Below are 26,501 nucleotides of genomic sequence, written 5' to 3'. Positions count from 1 at the left end.
GTGTAATTGTGATGGGAGGTGGCTCGCCCGGGCTGGCTGCCAGCCGACGGCGCGTCGCCTCGATCGAAAGCCGTTGTCGCGAACAACGCAGACTTCGATGCGTCGCATCCCGCCAACAGCAAGGCGGCCGCGCATGCGAGCGCGAACCGCGGAATCACGGTTCGGATCCTGATGTATTCCCTGGCATTCATATCGGGCCTCGCTTTCTGTTGAACATGCGGGCGCCGAGTCCGTCCATCATGCGTTCACAATGGCAGGTGCTTTTTGCTTTGTACTCCGTATCAGTGCCACGCCAAGAAAGCTTTTAATCGATATGGGGCGATTCGGACAATCGGCCCTGTCCGAATTTCTCGTTTGCCTATCGGGAAGCCGGCGCGGCGCGGGCGGCTGCCGAGCCATGCACGGCGCGATCGAGTGATCGGCCTGTCCGAAGCATCGGGGAAAACCCTCCACGCCGCTGCCGGGCAGCCGTTTTTTTCGCTCGTCGCGAGCTTGGCGATGGCCTTTCCACAACACGCGCCCGTCCCATGCACCGGCCTTCGCCGGTGCCTTCCAGCAAGGCTTTCGCGGGCGATGAGTGATTGTGAAAGGTATGGATGAAGGCGAAATTCCACGAAAATCGATCGTGTCTCATACCTGAAAAGTATAAAAACGGGCGCTCAAAAGTATTGGACGCTGGTTTGCGCCGAGCGCTATAAATCCGCTCCATGACGGATTGACGAAGCACCTCCGATCGCCTGCTTCAGGCATCGAGGCCGTCATTCCCCAATACACGTGGAGACACCCCCATGACCGTCAAGACATTCGACACCAGCGAGCTGGATCAACTGCTGTCCACCGCGGTGCAGGACGACCGCCAGGCCGGCGTGTTCCGCTGCCGCCGCGATATCTTCACCAACCCGGCCCTGTTCGAACTGGAGATGAAGCACATCTTCGAGGGCAACTGGGTGTACCTGGCGCACGAAAGCCAGGTGCCGGAGAACAACGACTACTACACCACCTGGATCGGCCGCCAGCCGATCGTGATCACGCGCGACAAGAGCGGCGAGCTGCATGCCGTGATCAATGCCTGCGCGCACAAGGGCGCAATGCTGTGCCGGCGCAAGCACGGCAACAAGGGCAGCTTCACCTGCCCGTTCCATGGCTGGACCTTCTCGAACACCGGCAAGCTGCTGAAGGTGAAGGACGAGAAGACCACCAAGTATCCCGTGCAGTTCAACACCCAGGGCTCGCACGACCTGAAGCGCGTCGCGCGTTTCCAGAACTACCGCGGTTTCCTGTTCGGCAGCCTCGCTGCCGATGTCGCGCCGCTGGAGGACTACCTCGGCGAGGCGCGCGTGATCATCGACCAGATCGTCGACCAGGCGCCGAACGGCCTGGAGGTGCTGCGCGGCAATTCCTCCTACATCTACGAAGGCAACTGGAAGATGCAGATGGAGAACGGCTGCGACGGCTACCACGTCAGCACCGTGCACTGGAACTACGCCGCGACCATGGGCCGGCGCAAGGAGGACGGCACCAAGGCCGTCGATGCGAACGGCTGGAGCAAGTCGGTGGCCGGCGTGTATGGCTTCGAGCATGGCCACATCCTGCTCTGGACGCAGACCATGAATCCGGAAGTGCGCCCCGTCTACCAGCATCGCGAGGAGATCGAGGCGCGCGTGGGCGAGGCTCGCGCCGACTTCATCGTCAACCAGACGCGCAACCTGTGCGTCTACCCGAACGTGTTCCTGATGGACCAGTTCAGCACGCAGATCCGCGTGGTGCGCCCGCTCGACGTGGACCGCACCGAGGTCAGCATCTTCTGCTTCGCGCCGAAGGGCGAGAGCCAGGCCGATCGCACCACGCGCATCCGCCAGTACGAGGATTTCTTCAACGTCTCGGGCATGGGCACCGCGGACGACCTGGAGGAATTCCGCGCCTGCCAGTCGGGTTATGCCGGCATCACGGCGATGTGGAACGACCTGTCGCGCGGCGCGCCGCTGTGGGTCGACGGCCCCGACGAGAACGCGGCGCGCATGGGCCTGAAGCCGCGCATCTCGGGCGCGCGCAGCGAGGACGAGGGCCTGTTCGTGTGCCAGCACGAGTATTGGGTGGAGGTGATGCGCGAGGCGCTGGAGCAGGAACGCGGCGAGGTGCGGGCATGAGCTTCGACCATCACGCCATCTGCGCCGCGCTGTATCGCGAGGCACGCCTGCTCGACGATCGTCGATGGGACGAATGGCTCGCCTGCTATACCGACGACGTCACCTACTGGATGCCGGCCTGGGACGACGACGACCGGCCCACCGAGGACCCGCTGAGCCAGATCTCGCTGATGTACTACGCCGATCGCGGCGGCCTCGAGGATCGCGTGTTCCGCATCAAGACCGAGCGCAGCGGCGCGTCCACGCCCGAGCCGCGCACCAGCCACAACCTCGCCAATGTCGAGGTGCTGGCCGAGCGCGAGGACGAGGTGGACCTGCGCTGCAATTTCCTGACGCTGAGCCATCGTTATCGCGAGACCGATCAATTCTTCGGCACGCTGTTCGTCACGCTGCGCCGGGTCGGCGACGCGCTGCTGATCTCGTCGAAGAAGATCGTGCTGAAGAACGACTATATCCGGCAGGTGCTCGATGTCTACCACGTTTGATACGCGTCGCACCGCCGACGAGGGAAGAGGAGGAGAGGCCATGTCCGACTACCGGATCGCATTGAATTTCGAGGACGGGGTGACCCGCTTCATCGAATGCAAGGCGGGAGAGAAGGTGCTCGACGCCGCTTTCCGCGCCAGGATCAACCTGCCGATGGACTGCTCCGACGGCGTGTGCGGTACCTGCAAGTGCCGCGCGGAAAGCGGCAGCTACGAACTCGGCGACGACTACATCGAGGATGCGTTGAGCGAGGACGAAAAGGACCAGGGGCTGGTGCTGACCTGCCAGATGGTGCCGCAAAGCGATTGCGTGATCGCGGTGCCGGCCTCGTCGCAAGTGTGCAAGACGGGGCAAGGCGGTTTCGCCGCGACCGTGAGCAAGGTGGAGCCGCACGAGGACGCGGCCATCGTGCTCGAACTCGAGGCCGATGCGTCGGCGCCCGTGTTCCTGCCGGGCCAGTACGTCAACATCGAGGTGCCCGGCAGCGGGCAGCATCGCGCTTATTCGTTTTCCTCGGCGCCCGGCGATACGCGGCTCGCGTTCCTGATCAAGAAGATCCCCGGCGGCGTGATGAGCCGCTGGCTTGAGGCGGCCCGGCCCGGCGACACGCTCCGGATGCACGGGCCGCTCGGCAGCTTCTACCTGCGCGAGTTGCGGCGGCCGCTGCTGTTCCTCGCGGGCGGCACCGGCCTCGCGCCTTTCCTGTCGATGCTGGAGGTGCTGGCGCGCAGCGCGTCGACGCAGCGGGTGCACCTGATCTACGGCGTCACGCGCGATCTCGACCTGGTCCGGGTCGAGGCGATCGAGGCCTACGCGGCACGGCTGCCCAACTTCAGCTTCGCGACCGTGGTGACCGATGCGGCTTCGACGCATCCGCGCAAGGGCTGGGTGACGCAGCATATCCCCGCCGATGCGCTGAACGACGGCGAGGTCGACGTCTATCTGTGCGGGCCGCCGCCGATGGTCGACGCGGTGCGCCGGTATTTCGACGAGACGGGTGTGAAGCCGCGCAGCTTCCACTACGAGAAATTCACCCCCAATTCCAACGCGAAGGCGGCATGAGCATGGCACGGTTCTCCGGCAAGGTGATCGTCGTCACCGGGGCGGCGCAGGGGATCGGGCGAGGCGTGGCCTTGCGCGCGGCGGCCGAGGGCGCAAAGGTGCTGCTGGTCGATCGCGCCGAGTTCGTGGCCGAGGTGGCCGCGCAGGCGCCGCGCGATCAGGCGGCCGGCTTCGTCGCGGACCTGGAAACCCATGAAGGTGCCCACGCGGCGATGGCCTTCGCCGCGCAGGCCTTCGGCGGCATCGATATCCTGATCAACGGGGTGGGCGGCGCGATCCGCATGCGGCCGTTCGCCGAGTTCGAGCCGGCGCAGATCGACGCCGAGATCCGCCGCTCGCTGATGCCGACGCTGTACGCCTGTCACGCGGTGCTGCCGCATCTGCTCGCGCGCGGCGGCGGCACCATCGTCAATCTCTCGTCGAACGCCACGCGCGGCATTCGACGCGTGCCCTATTCGGCCGCCAAGGGCGGCGTCAACGCGCTGACCCAGTCGCTGGCGATGGAGTATGCCGAACACGGGATCCGCGTGGTCGCCACCGCGCCGGGCGGCACCGACGCGCCGCCGAGACGGGTGCCTCGCAATGCCGCCGGCGACACCGAGCAGGAGCGGGCCTGGATGGGCGAGGCGGTCCGGCAGGTGACCGATTCCACCTTCTTCAAGCGCTACGGCAGCCTCGACGAGCAGATCGCGCCGATCCTGTTCCTCGCCTGCGACGAGGCCAGCTACATCACCGGCACGGTGCTGCCGGTGGCGGGCGGCGATACGGGTTGAACGGCGGGGGCTGAGCGTCGGGGATTGAACGACCGGGTCTGAGCGGCAGGGCACGCGGCGTCGAAAGACCGCCGCGCATTCGTCGTTGCCGTTCAGCCTGGCGAGCCTGGTTCGCCGCGTTCCGTCGGCGGCAGGTAATCCATGCCTTCCTCGTCGTACAGCTCGTAGATCAGGCGCAGCATGCGCTCGAGATCCTCGGATTCCTCCAGCATGCGCATGCTCATGATGATCGGCGATACCAGCTTCGCATCGTCCAGGTCCTTGTATTCGACGTCGTCGCGCTTCAGGCCATAGACACTGCGCGGTACGATCGACACGCCTTCGCCGGCGGCCACCAGGCCGAGCGCGACCTGCAGCTCGCGCGTCTCCAGCACGCGCGTGGGCTTGAGCGCGCGATCGTGGAAGGCGGTCAGCACCTGGTCCGCGTAACTCGGGCGCGGCGCCTTCGGGAAGATGATCAGGGTTTCGTTGAGCAGGTCGTGCAGTGACAGCAGCGGCTTTGCCTCGCACAGCCGATGGCCCACCGGCAGCGCCGCGATCATGCGCTCCTCGCGCAGCACCACGCGGCGGATGCTCGGGTCGTTGAGGCGGATACGGCCGAAGCCGACATCGATCGCGCCTTCCTTCAGGGCCTTGACCTGGTCCATCGTCGACATCTCGTGCAGGCTCAGCTCGACCTCCGCATAACGCTGGCGATAGCGGCGTATCACCTTCGGCAGCATGCCGTAAAGCGTCGAGCCGACGAAGCCGACCGACAGGCTTCGTTCGATCTTGCCGACGCGGCGCGTCATCGATTCGAGCTCGACCGTCTGCGCGAGAAGCTGCACCGCGTGCTGATAGAAGAAGCCGCCCGTTTCCGTGAGTTTGAGCGGGCGCGAATTGCGCTCGAACAACTGCACGCCGAGGATCTGTTCCAGTTGCTGGATCTGCCGGCTCAGCGGCGGCTGCGCGATATGCAGGCGTTGCGCCGCGCGCGTGAAGCTCCGTTCCTCGGCGACCGCAATGAAATAGCGGAGATGGCGTAGCTCCATGTTTCCTTGCCGTCGAAGAGTGAGTTGGGCGAAGCCTGAGCCGCTTGCCTTGCCTGGCGGCAGTCGAGCCCGATGTGGGGTGATCCGCATTCTACTGTAGCCGTGGCTTGCAGGCGGTGCTTTTCTGGCGGCACGGCGTTTCATGCGCCCCGCGAGGACCTATATACCCGAGAGATATCAACCGATACCCAATCGGTGTTGGACCCTCGGAAATGGCCTCGCTAGTATCGACGCCATCCGATTGAGAACGATTCCTTAGTCATACCAAGAAAATCGGAAAATCCCTATAAAAGTTTGGAGACAGTATGAGATTTCGGTATCTCGTGGGCGGCGCCTTGCTCGGCTTCGCGACCAGCGGTTTCGCGCAGGGCAGCGTGACCTTGTACGGCATCCTCGATACGGGCGTCGAATATGTATCGCATGCCAATCCGGCCGGCAAGGGCGTGGTCCGAATGCCGGCGATCACTGGCGAGCTGCCCTCGCGCTGGGGGCTGCGAGGTTCGGAGGATCTCGGCAGCGGCTACAAGGCCGTGTTCGCGCTCGAGAGCGGCATCAACGTCGGCAACGGCACGCTCGGGCAGGGCGGTCGCCTGTTCGGCCGCCAGAGCTGGGTGGGCATCGACAGTCCCTACGGCACGCTGTCCTTCGGCCGCCAGTACACCATGACCTATCTCGCGGTGCTCGACGCGGACCTGCTCGGCCCGAACATCTATGGGCTGCCCTCGCTCGATGCCTATATCCCGAACGGCCGCGCCGACAATTCGGTGGCCTGGCGCGGCAAGTTCGGCGGGCTGACGCTCGGCGCGATGTATTCGTTCGGAAGGGATTCGGCCGGCACCGGCAACTCGCCGGGCCAGGGTACCTGCGCGGGGCAGGTGCCCGGCGATGCGACCTAATGCCGGCTCTGGTCGGCGATGCTCAAGTACGATGCGAACGGCTTCGGCGCGGCTGCGTCCTACGAGGCGCAGCGCGGCGGCACCAACGCGGCCGCCAGTTTCTTTGATGGCGTCAAGCCGGTATCGCTGGGCGCCAACGGGGACCGGGACGATCGCGCCCAGCTCAATGGCTATCTGAGCGTCTATGGCATCAGGATCGGCGGCGGCTGGATCGGCCGCTGGGTCGATACCGGCGCATCGAGCGGCCCGAACCTGCACTCCAACCTGTTCTATCTCACCGCCAACTACTACGTCACGCCCGCCTTCCTGGTGGATGGCGGCGTCTATCGCGTCGACGTCTCGGGCCAGGATGCGCGCGCGACGCTGAGCGTGCTGCGCGGCACCTACTTCCTGTCGAAGCAGACCGCCGTCTATCTCCAGGGTGCCTACCTCGCCAACAGCGCGCACGCGGCCTTCAGCGTCAGTGCCGGTGGCGGCGGCACCACGCCGTCGCCGGGGCAAGGCCAGCTCGGCGTGATGGCGGGCGTGCGGCACATGTTCTGAGCATGACGAAGCTTTCGACCAGACAAAAAAAGATGGAGGAGCGGAGATGAAAACAACGAACAGGACAGGCCGTGGTCGCGTCGAGCGACGCGTCGGCCTCGCACTTGCCGCATCGGCGATCGGCGCCGCGGCATTGTCGGGCTGCCACGACGACGGCCCGAGCAGCGCCGCCCCGGCTGCGGGCACGCCAGCGGCAACCGCGCTGGCTTGCGATGCCAGCATGAAGACCCGGTTCGCGCCGGATGCGAACACCCGTGTCATTGCCGTGAAAGCGTTCAAGGCCGGCGACCCGCTGGTACTCGACCCGGCGCTGGCGAGCGCTGCCACGCATGGGATCACGCGCGACGGTTCCGTGCCGGCGCCGGCCGCCGACACGGGCACGGCGAGCTCGCTGGCCGGCAAGCAGCTGTGGTTCGGCATGATGCGCGGCACCGAAACCGGTGCACTGGCCGGAGCGACGCCGTTCAGCATCTCGACCGACATGGTGGCGCTGGAGTTGCAGGATCCGACCTATGCGGGAGCCAACTTCATCAATGCCAGCGGCAATGGCGCGAACAAGTGGCAGAGCCTGGCCTATGCCGATCTCGCGCGTGCCTACGACCAGGGCATCTCGCTGCAGGCCTCGTTCGGCAACATCAATACCGACGATCCCGATCTGTCGGGGCTGGTTCGGGCCGGCGCCAAGGTGCTGCATTACCACGGCCTTGCCGATCAGTTGATCACGCCGTCCGGCAGCATCAACTACTACGAGCGGGTGGCGAGCCGGATGGGCGGCGTGGCGGCGGTGCAGCAGTTCGACCGGCTGTTCCTGGTGCCGGGGATGGGGCATTGCAGCGGCTACGGCGGCGTTCCCGGCACGGCGGGGCCGGTGCAATCGGCCGGCACGGTGCCGCTGCCGGCGGCGGACCGTCAGGATCTCTACGCGAACCTGGTCGACTGGGTCGAGAACGGCAAGGCGCCGACCAGCATTCATCTGAGCTCGGCGGACGGCAGCGCCAGCCAACCCATCTGCATGTATCCGACCAAGGCCACCTACACGGGCACGGGTTCGATCCGGGATGCGGCGAATTACAGTTGCCAGTGAGTGACGGCGGCCGGACCTGCACCTGGACAGACCGGTCTCGATTCGGGCGAAAAAAAACCGGTCTCGCGAGAGACCGGTCGAAAAGGCGTCCGGGGCGGATCGACCCCGGAGACGCTCGGATTGTCGTGATGCTCAGAACTTGTGCGTCATGCCGACGATGGCGGCCACCGCGTGCGGCGTTGCCGAGACCGTCGAGCCGCTGAAGTTCGCAACCGCCTTGGCACCCGTCGAGTCCGTGCCGGACGCGGCCTCGTAGAAGCCGATCGCGTACAGCGAGGTGCGCTTGGACAGCGAGTAGATGGTGCCGAGGTTGAACTGGTTGTAATGCGCGCTGCCCACGCCGTCCGCGCCGCTGTTGTGCGTGTAGATGTAGGCGCCCGCCAGCGTCAGCGCCGGCGTCAGCAGGTATTTCAGGTTCACTTCGCCGGAGTTGAAGGTGGCCGTGCCGCCGTTGTACTTGGTGCCGAAGCTGCCGATCGCGTTGACCGTGCCGAGGTTCTGGAACTGCGTGTTCGAGTACAGCACCGCGACGGTGGCCGGGCCGAAGGCATACGAGCCGCCGGCCGTGATGATCTGCTGCGAGCCGGCCGAGGCGTAGCCGCCGAAGATGCGGCTCGGCATGTTGTTGTTGGCGCCGGTGGCCGACGAGGACGGCGAGGACGAGTTGCCCTGGTCGCCGAAGGTCGCGTAGTACGGGTCCTTCGTGTACATGTAGCTCGCGCCGAGCTTGACCGGGCCGTTCGAGTAGGCGACGCCGGCGTCGAGCACCTCGTTCTGCGTGGCGTGGCCGGCCTGGCCGCCCAGGCTGTACAGCAGGCCGACCGTGATGCCCTGGATGCTGGGGCTGGTGTACTTGATCGCGTTCTGCACGCGGTTCGAGGTATCGACGTTGTCGACGTCGGCCGCGCGCGTGCCGAAGCCCAGGCCCGATGCGGCCCAGTCCGCACCCGATGCGAAGTTCGCGGTGGCGTCGTTGCTGGCCGAGTACTGACGGCCGAGCGTGAGCGTGCCCCAGTGGCTGCTGGCCAGGCCGACGAAGGCCTTGCGGCCGAACTCGAGGCCGCCCTGGCTCAGTGAGCCGGTACCGATCGTGTAGCCGTTCTCGAGATCGAAGATGGCCCGCACGCCGCCGCCCAGGTCCTCGGAGCCGAGCAGGCCCCAGCGCGACGAGGTGGCGCTCGACAGTGCGTACTGCTTGGCACCCTTCACGTTGTTGTTGTACAGGAAGCCGGCGTCGGCGATGCCGTACAGCGTGACGCTGCTCTGTGCGTGTGCAACCCCTGCGAACGCGCCCATCGCCATGAGGGCGGCCGTGATCTTTTGAGCTTTCATCCGTTTTCTTTCAATTCTTGGAGGTGAGAAACAAGCCTCATCGAGCGCGCCGGAAAATCTGGATTTTCCTGTCGATCCCGCTGCCTCGTGTGGTTTGGCCTGGTGGGTTCTTCGTTGCTGAACTAATTCGCATAACGAATTGTTTACTGCGGCTGCCAGCAACTTCCGGTGCACGAGCGGCCGTTCATTCCCTGGACGAGAACCCGCGGCGACTCACCGATTGTTGCTGGAGCCGGATTTTAGAATTGCAAAATTTCAACTGCGTGAAAACGTTTTTTACGAGCGATGACAGCGTGTTTCGTCATCTGAATGTCACCGGACAGGTCAGTCGGTAGCGATGTGTGATGGGGAGATGGCGAATGTCTTTCGTTATTATTTCTTCAGTATTCGTTTTGCTTTCCGGTCGGGCGTCCGATCATGAGTCGGCTCGGGATCGCATGGCCGCAGCCGGCGTTTGCGCACGCGCATCGTCGAGGCGGCCTCCAATGCCGTCTCGACGATAGGTGATACAGGAATCCTTACTTCCGCCCGGCGCGTTCCGGCGATACCGCGCCGCAGGCGCGCAGCACCAGTTGCACGACCTGCTCGGTCTTGGTCTCGAAGGCTTTTTTCGTGAGCGCGCGCTTGCCGCTGAGCGCCTGGATCTGCGCGTCGAAATCGGCGTAGTGCTGGGTGGTCGCCCAGATCAGGTAGAGCAGGGCATGCGCATCGACCGGCGCCAGCAGCCCGCGCGCGATCCAGTCGTCGATCGCCTTGGCGCGCGTATCGAACCAGGGCTTCACGCGTTGCGCGAGGATGTCCTGCATGTGCTCCGCGCCGCGGATGATCTCGTTGGCCCAGACCTTCGAGCCGAGCGGGCGCCGCCGCGACAGCTCCATCTTGGCGCGTACGTAGCCGCCGATCGCCTCCACCGGATCGTCGCCGCCCTCGAAGGCGCCGGCCGCCTGGTGCCAGTCGTCGAACAGGTCCTCGAGCACGCGGCGGTACAGCGCCAGCTTGGTCGGGAAGTAGTAATGCAGGTTGGCCTTCGGCACCCCGGCGCGTTCGGCGATCAGCGCGGTGCTGGCGCCGTCGAGCCCGCGTTCCGCGAACACCGCCTCCGCGCAGGCCAGCAATTGCGCTTCGTTCGACTCGCGAATGTGTGCCTTGCGCCGCCGCAAAGGGGCGGCCGTCTCCTCGTCTGCCGGCACGCCGGCTACTGCTTCGTCATGTTTCATCCAGGGCCTCGCGCGGCGCGGATGCCGCGTTGCGCGTCATTCTAGCTGCTCGGCAGGCGCTTGGCACGCCTGGCTCGTGGCGGCCTCGCGATCGCTGCTGCAGTGCAGTGGCACGCTTCTCGCTCTGCATCCGTCGAAAAGAAAGTAGTTGATTTGCCAATATTTTCGACTTAAAACCTGTCCGATCGGACAAGATTAGACGGGCGGCGAAAGCGATACCCTCCCGCGTCGATCGCGATCCGAGCCATGACGAGAACATGCACCGTGCGCGTGCGGCGATGCCCCTTGATAGACCGGGCATGCACCGGCGGCGACCGAAGCAGGCAGCGTGACAGATCCCCTGGGAGAGATACGAGTGAACGCAATATCGGAAGCAGTGAAGCGGGCAGGCCACGACCCGATGCTCCAGGTCGACGGCCGGCGCCTGTGGGAGAGCCTGATGACGATGGCGAAGATCGGCGCCACGCCCAAGGGCGGCGTCTGCCGCCTGGCGCTGACCGATCTCGACAAGCAGGGCCGCGACCTGATCGTCGAATGGGCGAGGGCGGCGGGTTGCAGCATCGGCGTCGACCGGATGGGCAACGTGTTCATGCGCCGTGAAGGACGCCATCGCGATGCGGCGCCGGTGGTGACCGGCTCGCATGCCGATTCGCAGCCCACCGGCGGGCGCTTCGACGGCATCTACGGCGTGCTGGGCGGCCTGGAGGTGATCCGGTCGCTCAACGACCACGGCATCGAGACCGAGCACCCGATCGAGGTGGTGATCTGGACCAACGAGGAGGGCTCGCGCTTCGCGCCGGCGATGGTTGCCTCGGGCGTGTTTGCCGGGGTGTTCTCGCTCGAATACGGGCTGTCGCGCAAGGACGTGGACGGCCGCACGATCGGCGAGGAACTGGAGCGAATCGGCTACGCGGGCGAGCTGCCTTGCGGCGGCCGGCCCTTGCATGCCGCCTTCGAGCTGCATATCGAGCAGGGGCCGATCCTGGAGGCCGAGCACAAGACCATCGGCATCGTCACCGATGCGCAGGGGCAGCGCTGGTACGAGATCACGCTGACCGGCCAGGAGGCGCATGCGGGGCCCACGCCGATGCCGCGCCGGCGCGACGCGCTGCTGGGCGCGGCGCGCGTGGTGGACCTGGTGAACCGGATCGGGCTCGATCACGCGCCCTTCGGCTGCGCCACGGTCGGCATGATGCAGGTGTACCCGAACTCGCGCAACGTGATTCCCGGCCGTGTGTTCTTCACCGTCGACTTCCGGCATCCCGACGACGCGGTGCTCGCCAAGATGGACGCCGCGTTGCGCGAGGGCGTGGCGCGCATCAGCGCGGGCATCGGGCTCGACACCGCGCTCGAGCAGATCTTCTACTACAAGCCGGTGGCCTTCGATACCGCCTGCGTGCAGGCCGTGCGCGAAGCGGCCGAGCGCTTCGGCTACCCGCATCGCGAGATCGTCTCGGGCGCGGGCCACGACGCCTGCTACCTGGCGCAGGTGGCACCCACCTCGATGGTGTTCGTGCCCTGCGTCGACGGCATCAGCCACAACGAGATCGAGGACGCGACGCCCGAGTGGATCGAGGCCGGCGCGAACGTGCTGCTGCACGCCATGCTGTCGCGCGCCTGCGAGCCCGTCTCATGAAGCACCCGCCCTAAGTCGGCCGGCGGGCCCGTCATCGCCCGCTCGCCCCAAGCCTGAAACGTTCGAAAAACAACCGCCCCCGACTGCGCCCGCGCAGCCGGCAGGGACGGTGTCGTCCCCAAACCCGTCGAAGGAACGCGTATGAGCACCCAGCCAGCCGGCGATATCGCCGCGCATCGCCTGTCGTCCACGCAACTGTCCTGCGAATTCTCCGATATCGCGCCGCTGCTCGATCCCACCGCCGCGGCCGCCGCCGCGAGCCGCTGCCATTACTGCTATGACGCGCCCTGCGTGCAGGCCTGCCCGACCGGGATCGACATCCCGAGCTTCATCCGCAAGATCGGCCACGGCAACCTGAAAGGCGCGGCCGTCGACATCCTGTCGGCCAACCCGCTCGGCGGGATGTGCGCGCGGGTCTGCCCGACCGAGATTCTCTGCGAAGGCGCTTGCGTGCGCAACCATCAGGACAGCCAGCCGGTCGCGATCGGCGCGCTGCAGCGGCACGCCACCGACTGGGCGATGGAGACCGGCGCGGTGACCTTCCGGCGCGCGCCCGATACGGGCCGCCAGGTGGCCGTGGTCGGCGCCGGGCCGGCGGGGCTGGCCTGCGCGCACCGGCTCGCGCTGGCCGGGCATCGCGTCACGCTGTTCGACGCGCGCCCGAAGGCCGGCGGCCTCAACGAATACGGCATCGCCGCCTACAAGACCGTCGACGATTTCGCCCAGCGCGAAGTCGAGTGGCTGCTGTCGGTGGGCGGCATCACCGTGCGCACGGGCCTGGCGCTCGGCCGCGAGCTGACGCTCGAGGCGCTGCGCGAGCAGCATGACGCGGTGTTCCTCGCGATCGGCCTGGGCGGCGTGCGCGCGCTCGGAATCGAGGGCGAGCCGCTGGCCGGCGTGATGAACGCGGTCGATTTCATCGAGGGGTTGCGGCAGGCCGAGGCGCTGGAGCAGGTGCCGGTGGGCCGGCGCGTGGTGGTGATCGGCGGCGGCAATACCGCCATCGACGCGGCCGTGCAGAGCCGCAAGCTCGGCGCCGAGCGCGTGACGATGGTCTATCGGCGCGGCGTGGAATCGATGAGCGCGACCTGGGCCGAACGCGAGTTCGCGCAGAAGAGCGGTGTGAGCCTGCTCACGCATGCCAGGCCGCTGCGCATCACGGGCGAGGGCGGGCGGGTCAGCGGCGTCGAGTTCGAGACGGCTTCGGGCGAGCGCTGCCTGATCGAGGCGGACATGGTGCTGAAGGCGATCGGCCAGACGCTGCTGCCGGCCGGCGTGGAAGCCGGCTTGCTGACGGCGGACGGCACGCGCATCGCCGTCGACGCCGAGGGACGCACGGCGCTGCCCGATGTATGGGCCGGCGGCGATTGCGCGGCCACCGAAGGCATCGACCTCACGGTGCAGGCGGTGGAGGACGGCAAGCGCGCGGCCGCCGCGATCGACGCGACGCTCGCGCGGCGCGACGCCAAGGCCGCCTGAACCGCCGGCCACGCCCCAGCCACGCACACGACCAGGACCCCACCTTCACGGAGCCGAACATGGCCGATCTTCGCTGCAGCATTGCCGGCATCACTTCGCCCAATCCCTTCTGGCTCGCCTCCGCGCCGCCCACCGACAAGGCCTACAACGTCAATCGCGCGTTCGAGGCCGGCTGGGGCGGCGTGGTCTGGAAGACGCTCGGGCTGGACCCGCACGTCGTCAACGTCAGCTCGCGCTACGGCGCCGTGCAATGGAACGGCCAGCGCATCGCCGGGCTCAACAACATCGAGCTGATCACCGATCGTCCGCTGGAGGTGAACCTGCGCGAGATCGCCCAGGTCAAGCGCGACTGGCCGGATCGCGCGCTGATCGTCTCGCTGATGGTGCCCTGCAACGAGCAGGACTGGAAATGGATCCTGCCGCGCATCGAGGATACCGGTGCCGACGCGGTCGAGCTGAACTTCGGCTGCCCGCACGGCATGAGCGAGCGCGGCATGGGCGCGGCGGTCGGCCAGGTGCCCGAATACGTCGAGATGGTCACGCGCTGGGTGAAGGAGGGCACCAGGCTGCCTTGCCTGGTTAAGCTCACCCCCAACATCAGCGACATCCGCATGGGCTCGCGCGCGGCCTGGAAGGGCGGCGCCGATGGCGTGTCGCTGATCAACACCATCAACTCGATCGTCGCCGTCGACCTGGACCAGATGGCGCCGATGCCGACCGTCGACGGCAAGGGTACCCACGGCGGCTACTGCGGCCCGGCCGTGAAGCCGATCGCGCTGAACATGGTGGCCGAGATCGCGCGCGATCCGCAAACGCCGAACCTGCCGATCTCGGGCATCGGCGGCATTTCCACCTGGCGCGACGCGGCCGAGTTCATCGTGCTCGGCGCCGGTAGCGTGCAGGTCTGCACGGCGGCGATGCATTACGGATTCCGGATCGTCTCGGACCTGGCCGACGGGCTGTCGAACTGGATGGACGAGAAGGGTTACGCCACGCTCGAGGATGTGCGCGGGCGCGCGGTGCCGAACGTGACCGACTGGAAGTACCTGAACCTCAAGTACGACATCAAGGCGCGCATCGACCAGGACCGCTGCATCCAGTGCGGGCTCTGCCATATCGCCTGCGAGGACACCTCGCACCAGGCGATCACGCGCGAGAAGGACGGGCAGCGCCACTTCGAGGTGATCGACGCCGAGTGCGTCGGGTGCAATTTATGCATGCATGTCTGTCCGGTCGAGCAATGCATCACGATGGAGCGCGTCGACGCCGGCGATTACGCGAACTGGACCACGCACCCGAACAATCCGGCGCGCGTGGATGCCGGCGCGGCGTCCACGGCACCCGCCGAGCCGCACGTGAAGGCAGCCTGACCGGCGTCCGGCACGCGAGGGCAGGCCTCTCGCGCGCCGCCAGCGAACGGTTCACGCCGCGGCCCGGGCCTTGCCGGGACGGCGCGAGCGATTCCGTGGAGTCGATTCGATGAAGCTCACAGCGCAGTCCGCCGGCCTGGCCGGCGAGGCAGGACCGGCCGTGGCCGGCGGCAGTCTCTACAACGAGGACCTGGCGCCGACCACGGCCGCGCAGCGCAGTTGGCGCTGGTATCACTTCGCGGCGCTATGGGTCGGGATGGTGATGAACATCGCGTCCTACATGCTGGCGGCGGGGCTGACCGAGCAGGGCATGTCGCCGTGGCAGGCGGTGCTGACGGTCCTGCTCGGCAACCTGATCGTGCTGGTGCCGATGCTGCTGATCGGCCATGCCGGCGCCAGGCACGGCATCCCCTACGCGGTGCTGGTGCGCAGTTCGTTCGGCACCCAGGGCGCCAAGCTGCCCGCGCTGCTGCGCGCCATCGTCGCCTGCGGCTGGTACGGAATCCAGACCTGGCTCGGCGGTAGCGCGATCTACACGCTGCTCAACATCCTGACCGGCAATGCGCTGCATGGCGCGGCACTGCCGCTGGTCGACATCTCGGTCGGGCAACTGGCCTGCTTCCTGGCGTTCTGGGCACTGCAGCTCTATTTCATCCTGCACGGCACCGATTCGATCCGCTGGCTCGAGAGCTGGTCAGCGCCGGTCAAGGTGCTGATGTGCGCGGCCCTGGTCTGGTGGGCGACCTCGAAGGCGGGCGGGGTGGGCTCGATGCTGTCCACGCCTTCGCAGTTCGCGGCCGGCGGCGCCAAGGCCGGGCGGTTCTGGGCCACCTTCTGGCCGGGGCTGACCGCGATGGTCGGCTTCTGGGCCACGCTCGCGCTCAACATCCCCGATTTCACCCGCTTCGCGCGCAGCCAGCGCGACCAGGTGATCGGGCAGTCGATCGGCCTGCCGGTGCCGATGGCGCTGCTGTCGGTGGTCTCGGTGGTGGTGACCTCGGCCACCGTGGTGATCTACGGCAAGACCATCTGGGATCCTATCGACCTGGCGAGCCGCATGACCGGCATCGGCGTGGGCATCGCGCTGGTGATCCTCACGCTCGACACCATGTGCTGCAACCTCGCGGCCAACCTGGTGGGGCCCGCCTACGATTTCTCCAGCCTGTGGCCGAAGGGCATCTCGTATCGCGCGGGCGGCATGATCACCGCCACCATCGCGATCCTGATGATGCCGTGGAAGATCCTCGCCACCACCGACGGGTATATCTTCACCTGGCTGGTCGGTTATTCAGCCCTGCTGGGCCCGGTCGCGGGGATCCTGATGGTCGACTACTTCCTGATCCGCGGCACGCGGCTCGATGCGCGCGCGCTGTTCGACGCGGCGGGGCCGTTCAGTTACGTGCGCGGCTGGAACCCGGCGGCGCTGGTGGCGCTGGCCGCCGGCGTGCTGCCGAACCTGCCCGGTTTCCTGCACGTCGCGTTTCCGGCCGCGTTCCCGAACGTGCCGGCATTCTTCAACACCCTTTATACCTATGCGTGGTTCGTCGGCCTGGTGCTGGCGTCCCTGGTCTATGGCAGCTGGATGAAGCTCGGCGCGAGCCGGCGCGCGCAGGTGGCGAGCGCCTGAGCGCGTCGCCCGATCCAGCTCGTTCCAGTTCATTCAGATAGCGAGGAGGCATTGCGATGACAACCCTGATTCGTGGCGGTACCGTGGTCGATGCCGAGCGCAGCTACCGCGCCGACGTGCTGTGCGCCGACCCGCAGGACGGCGGCACGATCCTGCAGATCGCCGAGCGGATCGAGGCGCCGGCCGGCGCCGAGATCGTCGATGCGCACGGCCAGTACGTGATGCCCGGCGGCATCGATCCGCACACGCACATGGAGTTGCCCTTCATGGGCACCACCGCCAGCGACGATTTCTACAGCGGTACCGCGGCGGGCCTGTCGGGCGGCACCACCAGCATCATCGACTTCGTGATCCCGAGCCCGCGCCAGTCGCTGATGGAGGCCTTCCACACCTGGCGCGGCTGGGCGGAAAAGTCCGCTGCCGACTACGGCTTCCACGTGGCCGTGACCTGGTGGGACGAATCCGTGCATCGCGACATGGGCACCCTGGTGCACGAGCACGGCGTGTCCAGCTTCAAGCACTTCATGGCCTACAAGAACGCGATCATGGCCGACGACGAGATCCTGGTGAACAGCTTCGCGCGGTCGCTCGAACTCGGCGCGCTGCCGACCGTGCATGCCGAGAACGGCGAGCTGGTGTTCCAGTTGCAGCGCGCGCTGCTCGCGCGCGGCATCACCGGGCCCGAGGCGCATCCGCTGTCGCGTCCGCCCGAGGTGGAGGGCGAGGCGGCCAATCGCGCGATTCGCATCGCGCAGGTGCTGGGCGTGCCGGTCTACATCGTTCACGTCTCGGCCAAGGACGCCGTCGACGCGATCGCGCGTGCCCGCAACGAGGGCCTGCGCGTGTTCGGCGAAGTGCTGCCCGGCCATCTCGTGATCGACGAGGCGGTGTATCGCGATCCGGACTGGAATCGCGCGGCGGCGCACGTGATGAGCCCGCCGTTCCGTTCCGCCGAGCACCGCGACGCGCTGTGGCGCGCGCTGCAGGCCGGACAGCTGCATACCACGGCGACCGATCACTGCGTGTTCTGCGCCTCGCAGAAGGCGATGGGCCGCGAGGACTTCACGCGCATCCCGAACGGTTGTGGTGGCGTGGAGGATCGCATGGCGGTGCTCTGGCATCACGGCGTCAACCAGGGGCGCCTCACGCCGAACGAATTCGTGCGCATCACCTCGACCAATGCCGCGCAGATCTTCAACCTGTATCCGCGCAAGGGTGCCGTGCAGGTGGGCGCCGATGCCGACCTGGTGGTCTGGGACCCGGCCGCGACCAAGACCATCTCGGTGAAGACGCATCACCAGCAGGTCGACTTCAACGTGTTCGAGGGCATGACGGTGCGGGGCCTGGCCACGCATACCTTCACGCGCGGCGCGCTGGCCTGGGCCGACGGCGAACTGCGTGCCGTGCGCGGCGCGGGCCGCTACCTGAAGCGTCCGCCGAATCCGGCCTATTACGAGGCCACGCGGATCGCGAACCGGCTGCGCGAGCCGCAGGCGGTCGAGCGCGAAGGCTGAGCGATCGGAGCTTTCGGCACGACGTTTCCGGCTTCCGCCGCCAGATTCTTGCGCTTTGGTTTACGCGCCGGCCCATTGGTTTATACTGCGCGCCGCCGGTTGGAGACACCGGCGTTCGAGCTGTCCGATCGGTCAACATATGGCACGGATCCTGCATGAGTCTGCCCGCCCGGCAGGACCGGCAGCCGCGAGCCGGCCGGTGGGCGATCTCGAAGCAAGGACGCACCCGAAGCAGGCGGCGCGCGCGAATATAGGGCAGCGCGCCGGCCTGCGACCCGAGCCCGACATCGATCGGCCGGGAATCCGATACCAAGAACCTGAGAGAGCGGAGTCACCTGTATGCATGCAGGAATACAGAATAAGAAAAAGAAAACAAAAAAACGGCCGGCGGCAGGCGTGGCGGTGATGGCGGCCCTGGCGTCCACCTCGGCCCTGGCGTCCACCTCGGCCATGGCCGGGCAGCCGGCCGGCGCGACGGTGCTGGCCGAGAGCGAGGTGGTGTTGCCCGCGGCGCCCGCGGCGACGGTGACGCCGCCTTCGCCCTATCTGTCGGACTGGTTCCACCAGAGCATCGGACTGATCGGTTCGAAGAACATCCGCTTCGGCCCGCACCGGACCAACGACCTCTATCTCGAGTACGAGTATTTCGGCCGCAAGGGGCCGTTCGATCTCTACGGCTACGTGGACGTGCCGCGCGTGCTCGGGGTCGGCAACGGCTACGACGGCGGCTTCACCAACAAGGGCTCGCCGGTGTTCAGTGAGCAGGAGCCGCGCGTCTCGATCGACCACCTGCTCGGCAAGTCGCTCGCCATCGGTCCGTTCAAGGAATGGTACGTGGCCTTCGACTGGATCTACGACCAGGGGCACAACACGCCCGGCCGGCAGAACACGCTGTATGCGGGCATCGGCACCGATATCGACACGCATACGCCGCTAATGCTCTCCGCGAATCTCTACCTGCATCGCCAGTGGGAGAACTACGGCGCCGCGAACCAGAACAGCTGGGACGGTTATCGCGCGCAGATGAAGTACATCCTGCCGCTGGGCACGTTCCATGGCGGCAACCTGCTCTACGTCGGCTTCTTCAACTACGACTTCGGCTCGAAGCTGCGCGAGGAAACCGGCGACAACACGCGTACCGATACCGCCTTCGTGTCGACCAACGTGCTGATCTACTCGTTCAAGCACTGGCGTTTCTGGACCGCGGCCCGCTATTTCCACCATGGCGGCCAGTGGGCCGGCACCGAGCTGAACTTCGGCGACGGCCCGTTCCAGAACCGCTCGAACGGCTGGGGCTATTACGCGAGCGTCGGCTACCAGTTCTGATGACGGCTCGCGTGCCTATCCGCACGAACCCGCTTGCGCCGCGACGGCAAGGGCGCATACTGCTCGGCGCGAGCCGGGCACGACATGAGCATCGAAACGATATCGAGGCGCCCGGGCAGGGCGCCATGACATGAAGAGACAAGAGGAGAGCGAGGGTGGATATTCTGCGTAGTCTGTTGGGAATGGCTTGCCTGCTGGCGATTGCCTACCTGCTGTCGAACAATCGGCGTGGCGTGAGCCTGCGCACCCTGCTCGCGGCCCTGGCGACCCAGCTCGTGCTCGGCGCCCTGGTGCTGTTCGTGCCGCCCGGCCGCGCCGCGCTGGCGATGGCCGCCAACGGCGTGAACCAGGTGCTGGAGATGGGCAATCACGGCATCGCCTTCGTGTTCGGCGGCCTGGTCGGCAACAAGATGTTCGATCTGTTCGGCGACGGCGGTTTCGTGTTCGGGCTGCGCGTGCTGCCGATGATCATCTTCGTCACTTCCCTGATTGCGGTGCTGTACTACATCGGTGTGATGAAGTGGATCGTGCGCATCTTCGGTGCGCTGCTCTCGAAGCTGCTCGGCGTGAGCCGGATCGAGGGCTGCTCGGCGGTGGCCACCATCTTCCTCGGCCAGAGCGAGATGCCGGCCCTGGTCAAGCCCTTCGTGCGGCAGATGACGAGCGCCGAGATCTTCACCGTGATGGCCAGCGGCATGGCCTCGATCGCCGGCTCGGTGCTGGTCGGTTACGCCGGCCTCGGCGTGAAGATGGAATACCTGCTGGCGGCTTCGGTGATGGCGGTGCCCGGCGGCCTGCTGTTCGGCAAGCTGCTGTATCCGACCGACGAGCCCAGCCGGGTGGTGATCGAGGGCCTCGACTTCGACGAGCAGCGCGCCGCCAACGTGATCGAGGCGGCCGCCTCGGGCGCCTCGGTCGGCATGCGCATCGCCATGAACGTCGGCGCGATGCTGATCGCCTTCGTCGGCCTGATCGCGCTGATGAACGCGATCGTGAGCGGCATCGCCACCCTGGTCGGCTTTCCGCACCTCACCCTGCTCGGCATCCTCGGCGTGGTGTTCGCGCCGCTGGCCTGGCTGATCGGCGTGCCCTGGCACGACGCGGCGCTGGCCGGCAACTTCATCGGCGAGAAGCTGATCTTCAACGAGTTCGTCGCTTATGGCGATCTCTCGCCCTACCTGAAGGACAGCACCAAGGTGATGGCCGCCGGGCTGCAGGTGCTCGACCCGAAGACCATCGCGATCGTATCCTTCGCGTTGTGCGGCTTCGCCAACTTCTCATCGATCGCGATCCTCGCCGGCGGCTTCAGCGCGGTGGCGCCGGAGCGGCGCTCCGAGGTGGCCCGGCACGGGCTGCGCGCGCTGACCGCCGCCACGCTGTCGAACCTGATGAGCGCGGCGATCGCCGGCCTGTTCTTTTCCCTGCATTGACGAGCGAGATTCGCATGATGGTTCCCGCAGTCAACCATCGGGCGCGCAAGCAACTGGCGCAAGCCGCGTTGACGGCGCTGCACCTGATCGATCTGACCTCGTGGAACGACGACGACACGGACGATGGAGTCCGGGCGCCGGCCGCGCTAGGTCACGGCCCCGGCGGCGCGCCGTCCCTCACTTATTGAAAGGAATCCGATATGTTTCTGCCCCAGGAATTCATCCGCAAGAAGCGCGATCGCCAGCCGCTGAGCCGCGACGAGATCGCGGCCTTCGTCAGCGGCATCACCGACGGCAGCGTGACCGAGGGCCAGGTGGCCGCGTTCGCGATGGCGGTGTTCTTCAACGACCTGGCCGTCGAGGAGCGCGTGGCCCTCACGCTCGCGCAGCGCGATTCCGGCCAGGTCCTGGAATGGCGCTCGCTGGCGCTCGACGGCCCGGTGATCGACAAGCATTCGACCGGCGGCGTGGGCGACGTGGTGTCCCTGATGCTCGGGCCGATGATCGCCGCCTGTGGCGGCTACGTGCCGATGATCTCGGGGCGCGGGCTCGGCCACACCGGCGGCACGCTCGACAAGCTGAGCGCGATCCCCGGCTACGACGTCACGCCCGATCCGGAGCTGCTGCGCCGCACGGTGCGCGAGGTCGGCGTGGCCATCATCGGCCAGACCGCCCAGCTGGCGCCGGCCGACAAGCGCATCTACGCGATCCGCGACGTGACGGCGACGGTGGAATCGGTCGCCATGATCACCGCCTCGATCCTCTCCAAGAAGCTGGCGGCCGGGCTCGAAGGGCTGGTGATGGACGTCAAGGTCGGCTCGGGCGCCTTCATGCCGAGCTTCGAGAAATCGGTCGAGCTGGCGCAGAGCATCGTCGATGTCGGCAACGGCGCCGGCATGAAGACCACCGCCGTGCTGACCGACATGAACCAGTCGCTGGCGCCCTGCGCCGGCAACGCGATCGAGGTGCTCTGCGCGATCGACTACCTGAGCGGCAAGTCGCGTCCAGCGCGGCTGCACGAGGTCACCATGGCGCTCACCGCCGAGATGCTGGTGACGGGCGGCCTGGCCGCCGACGAGGCGCAGGCGCGGGCCGCCTTGCAGCGCGCGCTCGATTCCGGCGCGGCGGCCGAGCGTTTCGCGACCATGGTGGCCGCGCTCGGCGGCCCGAAGGACCTGGTCGAGGCGCCGGCGCGATACCTGGCTGCCGCCGCGGTGAAGGTGCCGGTTCCGGCGCCGGCCGGCGGCGTGGTGCAGCGCGTCGACTGCCGCGGGCTCGGCCTGGCGGTGGTGGCGCTCGGCGGTGGCCGCACGCGCGCGGAAGACTCGATCGATTATTCGGTCGGCCTGTCGGATCTCGTCGAACTCGGGCAGCAGGTCAACGCGGGCGATCCGCTCGGCTACGTGCATGCGCGCGACGAAGCGGCCGCCGCGCGCGCGCTGGCGGAGGTGCAGCGCGCCTACCTGCTCGGCGCCAGCGCCGAGCCGCTGCCGCCCACCATTCATCGGCTGGTTCGTTAAGTGGTGCCGGGCAAGGAGCGAGCATCATGCGTGCGCTAGTTCTGGTTCTCGATTCGCTCGGCATCGGCGCGGCGCCCGATGCCGAACGCTTCGGCGATCAAGGTTCGAACACCTTCGGGCATATCGCCGAGCATTGCGCGGCCGGCCGCTGCGAGGGCGAGGCCGGCCGTGGCGGGCCGCTGCGCGTGCCGCATCTCGAGCAACTCGGCATCGGGCTGGCCGGCGCGCTGGCCGGCGGCGCGCTGCCGGCGGGCATGTCGTCGGCGCCGGCGCTGCTCGGTGCCTACGGCGCCGCGCGCGAGTGCTCCTCGGGCAAGGACACGCCGTCCGGCCACTGGGAGATGGCCGGCGTGCCGGTGCGCTTCGACTGGGGTTATTTCGGCGAGCGCGAGGCCTCGTTCCCGCCGGCGCTGCTCGACGCGATCGTGCGACGCGCCGGCCTGCCGGGTTACCTCGGCAACTGCCACGCCTCGGGCACCGACATCATCGCCTCGCTCGGTGCCGAGCACATCGCCACCGGCAAGCCGATCTTCTATACCTCGGCCGACTCGGTGTTCCAGATCGCCTGCCACGAAGGCAGCTTCGGCCTCGAGCGGCTCTATCGCCTCTGCGAGATTGCCCGCGAGGAGGTGGATGCCTACAACATCTGCCGCGTGATCGCGCGGCCCTTCGTCGGCGACGCGCCGGAAAACTTCGCCCGCACCGGCAATCGCCGCGACCTGGCGGTGCCGCCGCCCGCACCCACCGTGCTCGACAAGCTCGCGCGCGCGGGCGGGCAGGTGATCGCGATCGGCAAGATCTCGGATATCTACGCCGGGATGGGCGTGACGCGGAAGATCAAGGCCAACGGCCTGGACGGCCTGTGGGACGCGACGCTGGCGGCCGCGCGCGAGGCACCCGACTTCAGCCTGGTGATGACGAACTTCGTCGACTTCGACCAGAACTTCGGGCACCGGCGCAAGGTGGCCGGTTACGCGGCGGCGCTCGAGTATTTCGACTCGCGGCTGCCGGATCTGTATCCGCTGCTGCGCGAGGACGACGTGCTGATCCTGTCGGCCGACCACGGCTGCGACCCGACTTGGCCCGGCACCGATCACACGCGCGAGCACGTGCCGGTGCTGGTGTATGGAAAGCAGGTGGCGCCCGGCAGCCTCGGCGTGCGCGACAGCTTCGCCGACATCGGCCAGAGTCTCGCGTCGTGGTTCGGGCTGGACGCGTTCGAGGACGGCAAGTCTTTCCTGGCCGCGCCGCGAGCGGCCGGCGCCACGGCGCGATAGGCAGCTTATCGACAACACAAGGACATCGACATGGAACGGGATACATTGGTCGAACAGGCGAAGCTCGCGCGTGAGCGCGCCTATGCGCCGTATTCGAACTTCAAGGTGGGCGCCGCGCTGCAAACGCGCGACGGCAAGGTCTTTCACGGCTGCAATGTCGAGAACGGCTCGTACGGCCTCTGCAATTGCGCGGAACGCACGGCGCTGTTCGCCGCGATCGCGGCCGGCCATCGCCCGGGCGATTTCGTGCGGCTGGCGGTGACGGGCGACACCGACGGGCCGATCGCGCCCTGCGGTGCCTGCCGCCAGGTGATCCACGAACTGGGCGGAGCGGACCTGGAGGTGGTGCTGAGCAACCTGAAGGGGCAGACGCAGGTGACCACGGCCGATGCCCTGTTGCCGGGCGCATTCCGGCTCTGAAGGGCGAGGCGGGCGCTATCGTTCGAGAATGCGCCGCAGCAGCGTGGCCAGGCGCGCCATGTCCTGCGCCTCGAAGCCCGCGAACAGCCACTCATGCGCCTCGCGGAACGCCGCCGGTGCGCCGGCGGCCACCGCCCGCCCACGCGCCGTCGGCACCAGCTCGACGACGCGCCGATCGATCGTACCGCGTCGGCGTTGCAGGAAACCGTTGCGCACCAGCCGATCGACCATGCAGGTGATGGCCTTGGGATCGACCTCGCATTGACGCGAGATGTCGGCGGCGCGGGCCAGCTCGGGCTGCCCGACCAGGTACAGCACGCGAGCCTGCTGCGCCGTCACCTGCAGGGCGTCCTGCGTGCATCGCGTGATGGCCTGGTGCAAGGCCAGGTCGGCACGCAGCAGCAGGCGGCCGAAGGCATGGGCTTCGTCGCTCGCGCGCGAGCCGATCGCGGTTCGAGGGGCGCGTGCCATCGCGAGTGCCGTGAACGCGCTCGCGACTCAATCCGCCGCCTCGAACGGGCGCAGCAGCAGGAAGGCGAGATCGACGACATGCTCGGCGCTCTGGCGCGGCGCGATGCTCGCCTGTTCCGCCAGGCTGCGAATGAAGAAGCCCATCAGGCTGGCGTGCGTGAAGGCCGCCAGTTGCGCGATATCCGCGTTGTCCGCGAGCTGTCCCTGCGCGTGCGCATCGGCCAGTGCATCGACGATGCGCTGCTCGGCGGCGCGGCGCCCCATATGCACCTTCTCCCAGAACTCCCGGGTCTCCTCCGATACTTCGCAGCGCGAATGGACGATGCTGTAGACGCGCCGCGCGACGCCATTCGACAACACCCGCGCGAGATGGCGGACCAGGGCCGCCCGCAGTTGTTCGAGCGGGTCCGGCTCCGGCGCGTGCCAGGCGATCAGGAAGGGATCGACGGGCAGCCCCGCATGCTCGAGCATGGCCTCGAACAAGGCGGACTTGTTCCTGAAGTGCCCGTAGACGGCGCCGCGCGTGACGCCCGCCACGCCGGCGATATCGGCCAGCGAGGTATGCGACAGGCCTTGCCGCAGGAAGGCCTGGACCGCGGAGTCGAGGATCCTGGCACGCGTGTGCATGGCCTGCTCCTGCGTACGCCTCATCGAAGGCTCCCGGTTGTGCGATGACGAGTTGGGACATCGAGGTTTGGTGCGACGTCCGCGGACCGGACGTGCAGGTCGTTGCCGCGGCCCCGATCCGGCGCTGCCAATCTAGCGAGCTTCGGCGCTTCGGGCTAGTGCCCGAATCCGGGTGACTGACCTCCACGCGGCACAGTAATTTTCCTGACAGCCGCGCTTCAGGTTTCAGACAGTCAGGCGCGACGCCGCCTCGGGCAGTGCGCGGGTACTCCGGATCTTGTCCTGGATGTAGTCGACGAAGAGGGTGGTGACGCGCCGGATATAGCGATGGCTCGGAAACACCGCACAGAACTGGGCGTTCGTCGCACGATAGTCGTCGAGGACCGGAACCAGGCGTCCCGCATCGATATCCGCCTGCATGCAGACCTCGGGAAGCAGGGCGATGCCGAGCCCCTCGATGGCCGTCTTGCGAATCAGCTCGATCGAGCTACTCAGAAAACGCCCGCTCACTTCCACCCGGGCATTGCCCTGCGGCCCGCTCAGATGCCAGACCTCGAGGCCGGGCGTGCGCGACAGCAACAGGCAGTCGTGCCGCGACAGCTCGTCCGGCGTGCGCGGAATCCCGTGAGCGGCGAGATAGGTCGGCGCGGCGACCAAGCGGCGCTGCGCCGAGGAGATGACCCGGCGCACGGTGTTGTCCTCCAGGGCAAAGACGGGGCGGAAAGCCACGTCGACGGCGTGCGTGACCAGATCCGCGCGTGCGTCGTCGGTGAGGAATTCGAGGTTGACCGACGGGTAGGCGGACAGGAATTCGGTGATCCAGGCGACAGGAAAAACATGGAAGAAGTCGCCGGGGAGAGCGACGCGCAGGGAACCGCCGGGCGTCGCATGGATATCGCTGACTTCCTGGCTGGCCTGCACGATGTCGGCGACGTTCTGCGCGCATTGATCGTAGAAGGCCTGGCCGACCGCGGTAAGCGTCAGCTTGCGCGTGGTGCGCAGGATCAGCGGGCTTTTCATTTTGCTTTCAAGCGCCTGGATATGCCGGCTGATGGTGTTCGCGGGCATGCCGAGACGGCGCGCGGCTTCGGCGAAGCTGCCGGCTCGTATCACTTCGACGAACAGGTAGATCTCGTTGAGGTCGATCATCGATTCCTCTCAATTTCGGACGACATCAATGCGAATAGCTCGTCTAGTGGGGTCAAAAAAAACGCTCTAAGCTGCGAGCCAGAC

At 67.1% G+C, this 26,501-nt stretch carries 22 protein-coding genes and 1 pseudogene; 17 read left to right on the top strand and 6 right to left on the bottom strand.

What is annotated here, in order from left to right; genetic code table 11:
- The first annotated feature begins 788 nt into the window (after positions 1 to 788).
- From BM43_RS08010 to benD, 4 genes are read left to right on the top strand one after another with little or no spacing between them, the layout of a single operon-like run.
- On the top strand, positions 789 to 2,147 hold the full coding sequence (locus tag BM43_RS08010; protein ID WP_036055936.1) for a Rieske 2Fe-2S domain-containing protein: 1,359 nt from the start codon (positions 789 to 791) through the stop codon (positions 2,145 to 2,147).
- Positions 2,144 to 2,632: a benzoate 1,2-dioxygenase small subunit gene (benB, locus tag BM43_RS08005; protein ID WP_025099605.1), complete on the top strand. Its 489-nt coding sequence runs from the start codon at positions 2,144 to 2,146 to the stop codon at positions 2,630 to 2,632. Before BM43_RS08010 ends, benB begins: the two co-directional genes overlap by 4 nt.
- A 40-nt stretch (positions 2,633 to 2,672) precedes the next feature.
- Positions 2,673 to 3,695, top strand: coding sequence for a benzoate 1,2-dioxygenase electron transfer component BenC (gene benC, locus BM43_RS08000; RefSeq protein WP_036055937.1), 1,023 nt, complete (start codon positions 2,673 to 2,675; stop codon positions 3,693 to 3,695).
- The gene (gene benD, locus BM43_RS07995; protein ID WP_036055938.1) at positions 3,692 to 4,468 is read left to right on the top strand and encodes a benzoate diol dehydrogenase BenD; all 777 of its coding nucleotides are present in this window, start codon (positions 3,692 to 3,694) and stop codon (positions 4,466 to 4,468) included. The genes benC and benD overlap by 4 nt, the downstream gene beginning before the upstream one ends.
- 92 nt (positions 4,469 to 4,560) lie before the next feature.
- Here the strand turns inward: benD and BM43_RS07990 are convergent, their stop codons facing one another.
- Positions 4,561 to 5,499 carry a LysR family transcriptional regulator gene (locus BM43_RS07990; protein ID WP_036055939.1) on the bottom strand — a complete coding sequence of 313 codons (939 nt, stop codon included), beginning with the start codon at positions 5,497 to 5,499 and terminating at the stop codon, positions 4,561 to 4,563.
- Positions 5,500 to 5,804: 305 nt separating this feature from the next.
- On the opposite strand from BM43_RS07990, the pseudogene BM43_RS07985 reads away from it, so the two are divergent.
- A pseudogene (locus BM43_RS07985) lies at positions 5,805 to 6,938 on the top strand (porin).
- Between the two features lie 46 nt (positions 6,939 to 6,984).
- Positions 6,985 to 8,022, top strand: coding sequence for a tannase/feruloyl esterase family alpha/beta hydrolase (locus tag BM43_RS07980; RefSeq protein WP_080742218.1), 1,038 nt, complete (start codon positions 6,985 to 6,987; stop codon positions 8,020 to 8,022).
- Positions 8,023 to 8,154: 132 nt separating this feature from the next.
- On the opposite strand, the gene BM43_RS07975 is transcribed toward BM43_RS07980, so the two are convergent.
- The gene (locus BM43_RS07975; protein WP_036055941.1) at positions 8,155 to 9,354 is read right to left on the bottom strand and encodes a porin; all 1,200 of its coding nucleotides are present in this window, start codon (positions 9,352 to 9,354) and stop codon (positions 8,155 to 8,157) included.
- Positions 9,355 to 9,872: 518 nt separating this feature from the next.
- A complete protein-coding gene (locus BM43_RS07970; protein WP_013690534.1) occupies positions 9,873 to 10,571 on the bottom strand; it encodes a TetR/AcrR family transcriptional regulator in 699 nt (232 codons plus the stop codon).
- A 355-nt stretch (positions 10,572 to 10,926) separates the two neighbouring features.
- On the opposite strand from BM43_RS07970, the gene BM43_RS07965 reads away from it, so the two are divergent.
- The 11 genes from BM43_RS07965 (at position 10,927) to BM43_RS07915 (ending at position 24,170) form a co-directional block, all read left to right on the top strand.
- Positions 10,927 to 12,207, top strand: a complete 1,281-nt coding sequence (locus BM43_RS07965; protein WP_036055942.1) for a Zn-dependent hydrolase — start codon at positions 10,927 to 10,929, stop codon at positions 12,205 to 12,207.
- Between the two features lie 141 nt (positions 12,208 to 12,348).
- On the top strand, positions 12,349 to 13,686 hold the full coding sequence (locus BM43_RS07960) for an NAD(P)-dependent oxidoreductase (RefSeq protein ID WP_036055943.1): 1,338 nt from the start codon (positions 12,349 to 12,351) through the stop codon (positions 13,684 to 13,686).
- A 59-nt stretch (positions 13,687 to 13,745) separates the two neighbouring features.
- The gene (preA, locus tag BM43_RS07955) at positions 13,746 to 15,056 is read left to right on the top strand and encodes an NAD-dependent dihydropyrimidine dehydrogenase subunit PreA (protein ID WP_025099592.1); all 1,311 of its coding nucleotides are present in this window, start codon (positions 13,746 to 13,748) and stop codon (positions 15,054 to 15,056) included.
- Between the two features lie 109 nt (positions 15,057 to 15,165).
- Complete coding sequence (locus BM43_RS07950; RefSeq protein ID WP_025099591.1) at positions 15,166 to 16,683, top strand: NCS1 family nucleobase:cation symporter-1; 1,518 nt, start codon at positions 15,166 to 15,168, stop codon at positions 16,681 to 16,683.
- A 56-nt stretch (positions 16,684 to 16,739) separates the two neighbouring features.
- Positions 16,740 to 18,197, top strand: coding sequence for a dihydropyrimidinase (gene hydA, locus BM43_RS07945; RefSeq protein WP_036055945.1), 1,458 nt, complete (start codon positions 16,740 to 16,742; stop codon positions 18,195 to 18,197).
- Positions 18,198 to 18,602: 405 nt separating this feature from the next.
- Positions 18,603 to 19,523 carry a nucleoside-specific channel-forming protein Tsx gene (locus BM43_RS07940; protein WP_042286150.1) on the top strand — a complete coding sequence of 307 codons (921 nt, stop codon included), beginning with the start codon at positions 18,603 to 18,605 and terminating at the stop codon, positions 19,521 to 19,523.
- Positions 19,524 to 19,678: 155 nt separating this feature from the next.
- The gene (locus BM43_RS07935; protein WP_013690527.1) at positions 19,679 to 20,953 is read left to right on the top strand and encodes a NupC/NupG family nucleoside CNT transporter; all 1,275 of its coding nucleotides are present in this window, start codon (positions 19,679 to 19,681) and stop codon (positions 20,951 to 20,953) included.
- 14 nt (positions 20,954 to 20,967) lie between these two features.
- On the top strand, positions 20,968 to 21,141 hold the full coding sequence (locus BM43_RS07930; RefSeq protein ID WP_036055949.1) for a deoxyribose-phosphate aldolase: 174 nt from the start codon (positions 20,968 to 20,970) through the stop codon (positions 21,139 to 21,141).
- A 12-nt stretch (positions 21,142 to 21,153) separates the two neighbouring features.
- On the top strand, positions 21,154 to 22,473 hold the full coding sequence (gene deoA / locus BM43_RS07925) for a thymidine phosphorylase (protein WP_036055950.1): 1,320 nt from the start codon (positions 21,154 to 21,156) through the stop codon (positions 22,471 to 22,473).
- Positions 22,474 to 22,499: 26 nt separating this feature from the next.
- Complete coding sequence (locus BM43_RS07920; protein ID WP_088555543.1) at positions 22,500 to 23,750, top strand: phosphopentomutase; 1,251 nt, start codon at positions 22,500 to 22,502, stop codon at positions 23,748 to 23,750.
- 30 nt (positions 23,751 to 23,780) lie between these two features.
- Positions 23,781 to 24,170 (top strand): cytidine deaminase, encoded by a 390-nt coding sequence (locus BM43_RS07915; RefSeq protein WP_036037817.1) that lies wholly within the window; start codon positions 23,781 to 23,783, stop codon positions 24,168 to 24,170.
- A 15-nt stretch (positions 24,171 to 24,185) separates the two neighbouring features.
- On the opposite strand, the gene BM43_RS07910 is transcribed toward BM43_RS07915, so the two are convergent.
- The 3 genes from BM43_RS07910 to BM43_RS07900 all read right to left on the bottom strand — a co-directional run bounded on the left by BM43_RS07910 (position 24,186) and on the right by BM43_RS07900 (position 26,417).
- Complete coding sequence (locus BM43_RS07910) at positions 24,186 to 24,641, bottom strand: MarR family winged helix-turn-helix transcriptional regulator (RefSeq protein WP_052409259.1); 456 nt, start codon at positions 24,639 to 24,641, stop codon at positions 24,186 to 24,188.
- Between the two features lie 27 nt (positions 24,642 to 24,668).
- Complete coding sequence (locus BM43_RS37460) at positions 24,669 to 25,292, bottom strand: TetR family transcriptional regulator (protein WP_025099583.1); 624 nt, start codon at positions 25,290 to 25,292, stop codon at positions 24,669 to 24,671.
- 201 nt (positions 25,293 to 25,493) lie between these two features.
- Complete coding sequence (locus BM43_RS07900) at positions 25,494 to 26,417, bottom strand: LysR family transcriptional regulator (protein ID WP_036055951.1); 924 nt, start codon at positions 26,415 to 26,417, stop codon at positions 25,494 to 25,496.
- Between the last annotated feature and the right edge of the window lie 84 nt (positions 26,418 to 26,501).

Origin of the sequence: Burkholderia gladioli, from assembly GCF_000959725.1 — a bacterium.
Classification (GTDB): Bacteria; Pseudomonadota; Gammaproteobacteria; order Burkholderiales; family Burkholderiaceae; genus Burkholderia; species Burkholderia gladioli.
Note: the sequence above shows the minus strand (reverse complement) of the source record. Positions and strands in the feature narration are given on the sequence as shown.

Bases quoted from the DNA above. Each gene is read 5' to 3' on its own strand.
- benD (WP_036055938.1), top strand. From the start codon at position 3,692: ATGAGCATGGCACGGTTCTCCGGCAAGGTGATCGTCGTCACCGGGGCG.
- BM43_RS07970 (WP_013690534.1), bottom strand. From the start codon at position 10,571: ATGAAACATGACGAAGCAGTAGCCGGCGTGCCGGCAGACGAGGAGACG.
- BM43_RS08010 (WP_036055936.1), top strand. From the start codon at position 789: ATGACCGTCAAGACATTCGACACCAGCGAGCTGGATCAACTGCTGTCC.
- deoA (WP_036055950.1), top strand. From the start codon at position 21,154: ATGTTTCTGCCCCAGGAATTCATCCGCAAGAAGCGCGATCGCCAGCCG.
- preA (WP_025099592.1), top strand. From the start codon at position 13,746: ATGGCCGATCTTCGCTGCAGCATTGCCGGCATCACTTCGCCCAATCCC.
- BM43_RS07910 (WP_052409259.1), bottom strand. From the start codon at position 24,641: ATGGCACGCGCCCCTCGAACCGCGATCGGCTCGCGCGCGAGCGACGAA.
- BM43_RS07915 (WP_036037817.1), top strand. From the start codon at position 23,781: ATGGAACGGGATACATTGGTCGAACAGGCGAAGCTCGCGCGTGAGCGC.
- BM43_RS07940 (WP_042286150.1), top strand. From the start codon at position 18,603: ATGGCGGCCCTGGCGTCCACCTCGGCCCTGGCGTCCACCTCGGCCATG.
- BM43_RS37460 (WP_025099583.1), bottom strand. From the start codon at position 25,292: ATGAGGCGTACGCAGGAGCAGGCCATGCACACGCGTGCCAGGATCCTC.
- BM43_RS07920 (WP_088555543.1), top strand. From the start codon at position 22,500: ATGCGTGCGCTAGTTCTGGTTCTCGATTCGCTCGGCATCGGCGCGGCG.
- BM43_RS07900 (WP_036055951.1), bottom strand. From the start codon at position 26,417: ATGATCGACCTCAACGAGATCTACCTGTTCGTCGAAGTGATACGAGCC.
- BM43_RS07930 (WP_036055949.1), top strand. From the start codon at position 20,968: ATGATGGTTCCCGCAGTCAACCATCGGGCGCGCAAGCAACTGGCGCAA.
- BM43_RS07980 (WP_080742218.1), top strand. From the start codon at position 6,985: ATGAAAACAACGAACAGGACAGGCCGTGGTCGCGTCGAGCGACGCGTC.
- BM43_RS07950 (WP_025099591.1), top strand. From the start codon at position 15,166: ATGAAGCTCACAGCGCAGTCCGCCGGCCTGGCCGGCGAGGCAGGACCG.
- BM43_RS07990 (WP_036055939.1), bottom strand. From the start codon at position 5,499: ATGGAGCTACGCCATCTCCGCTATTTCATTGCGGTCGCCGAGGAACGG.
- hydA (WP_036055945.1), top strand. From the start codon at position 16,740: ATGACAACCCTGATTCGTGGCGGTACCGTGGTCGATGCCGAGCGCAGC.
- BM43_RS07975 (WP_036055941.1), bottom strand. From the start codon at position 9,354: ATGAAAGCTCAAAAGATCACGGCCGCCCTCATGGCGATGGGCGCGTTC.
- benB (WP_025099605.1), top strand. From the start codon at position 2,144: ATGAGCTTCGACCATCACGCCATCTGCGCCGCGCTGTATCGCGAGGCA.
- BM43_RS07960 (WP_036055943.1), top strand. From the start codon at position 12,349: ATGAGCACCCAGCCAGCCGGCGATATCGCCGCGCATCGCCTGTCGTCC.
- benC (WP_036055937.1), top strand. From the start codon at position 2,673: ATGTCCGACTACCGGATCGCATTGAATTTCGAGGACGGGGTGACCCGC.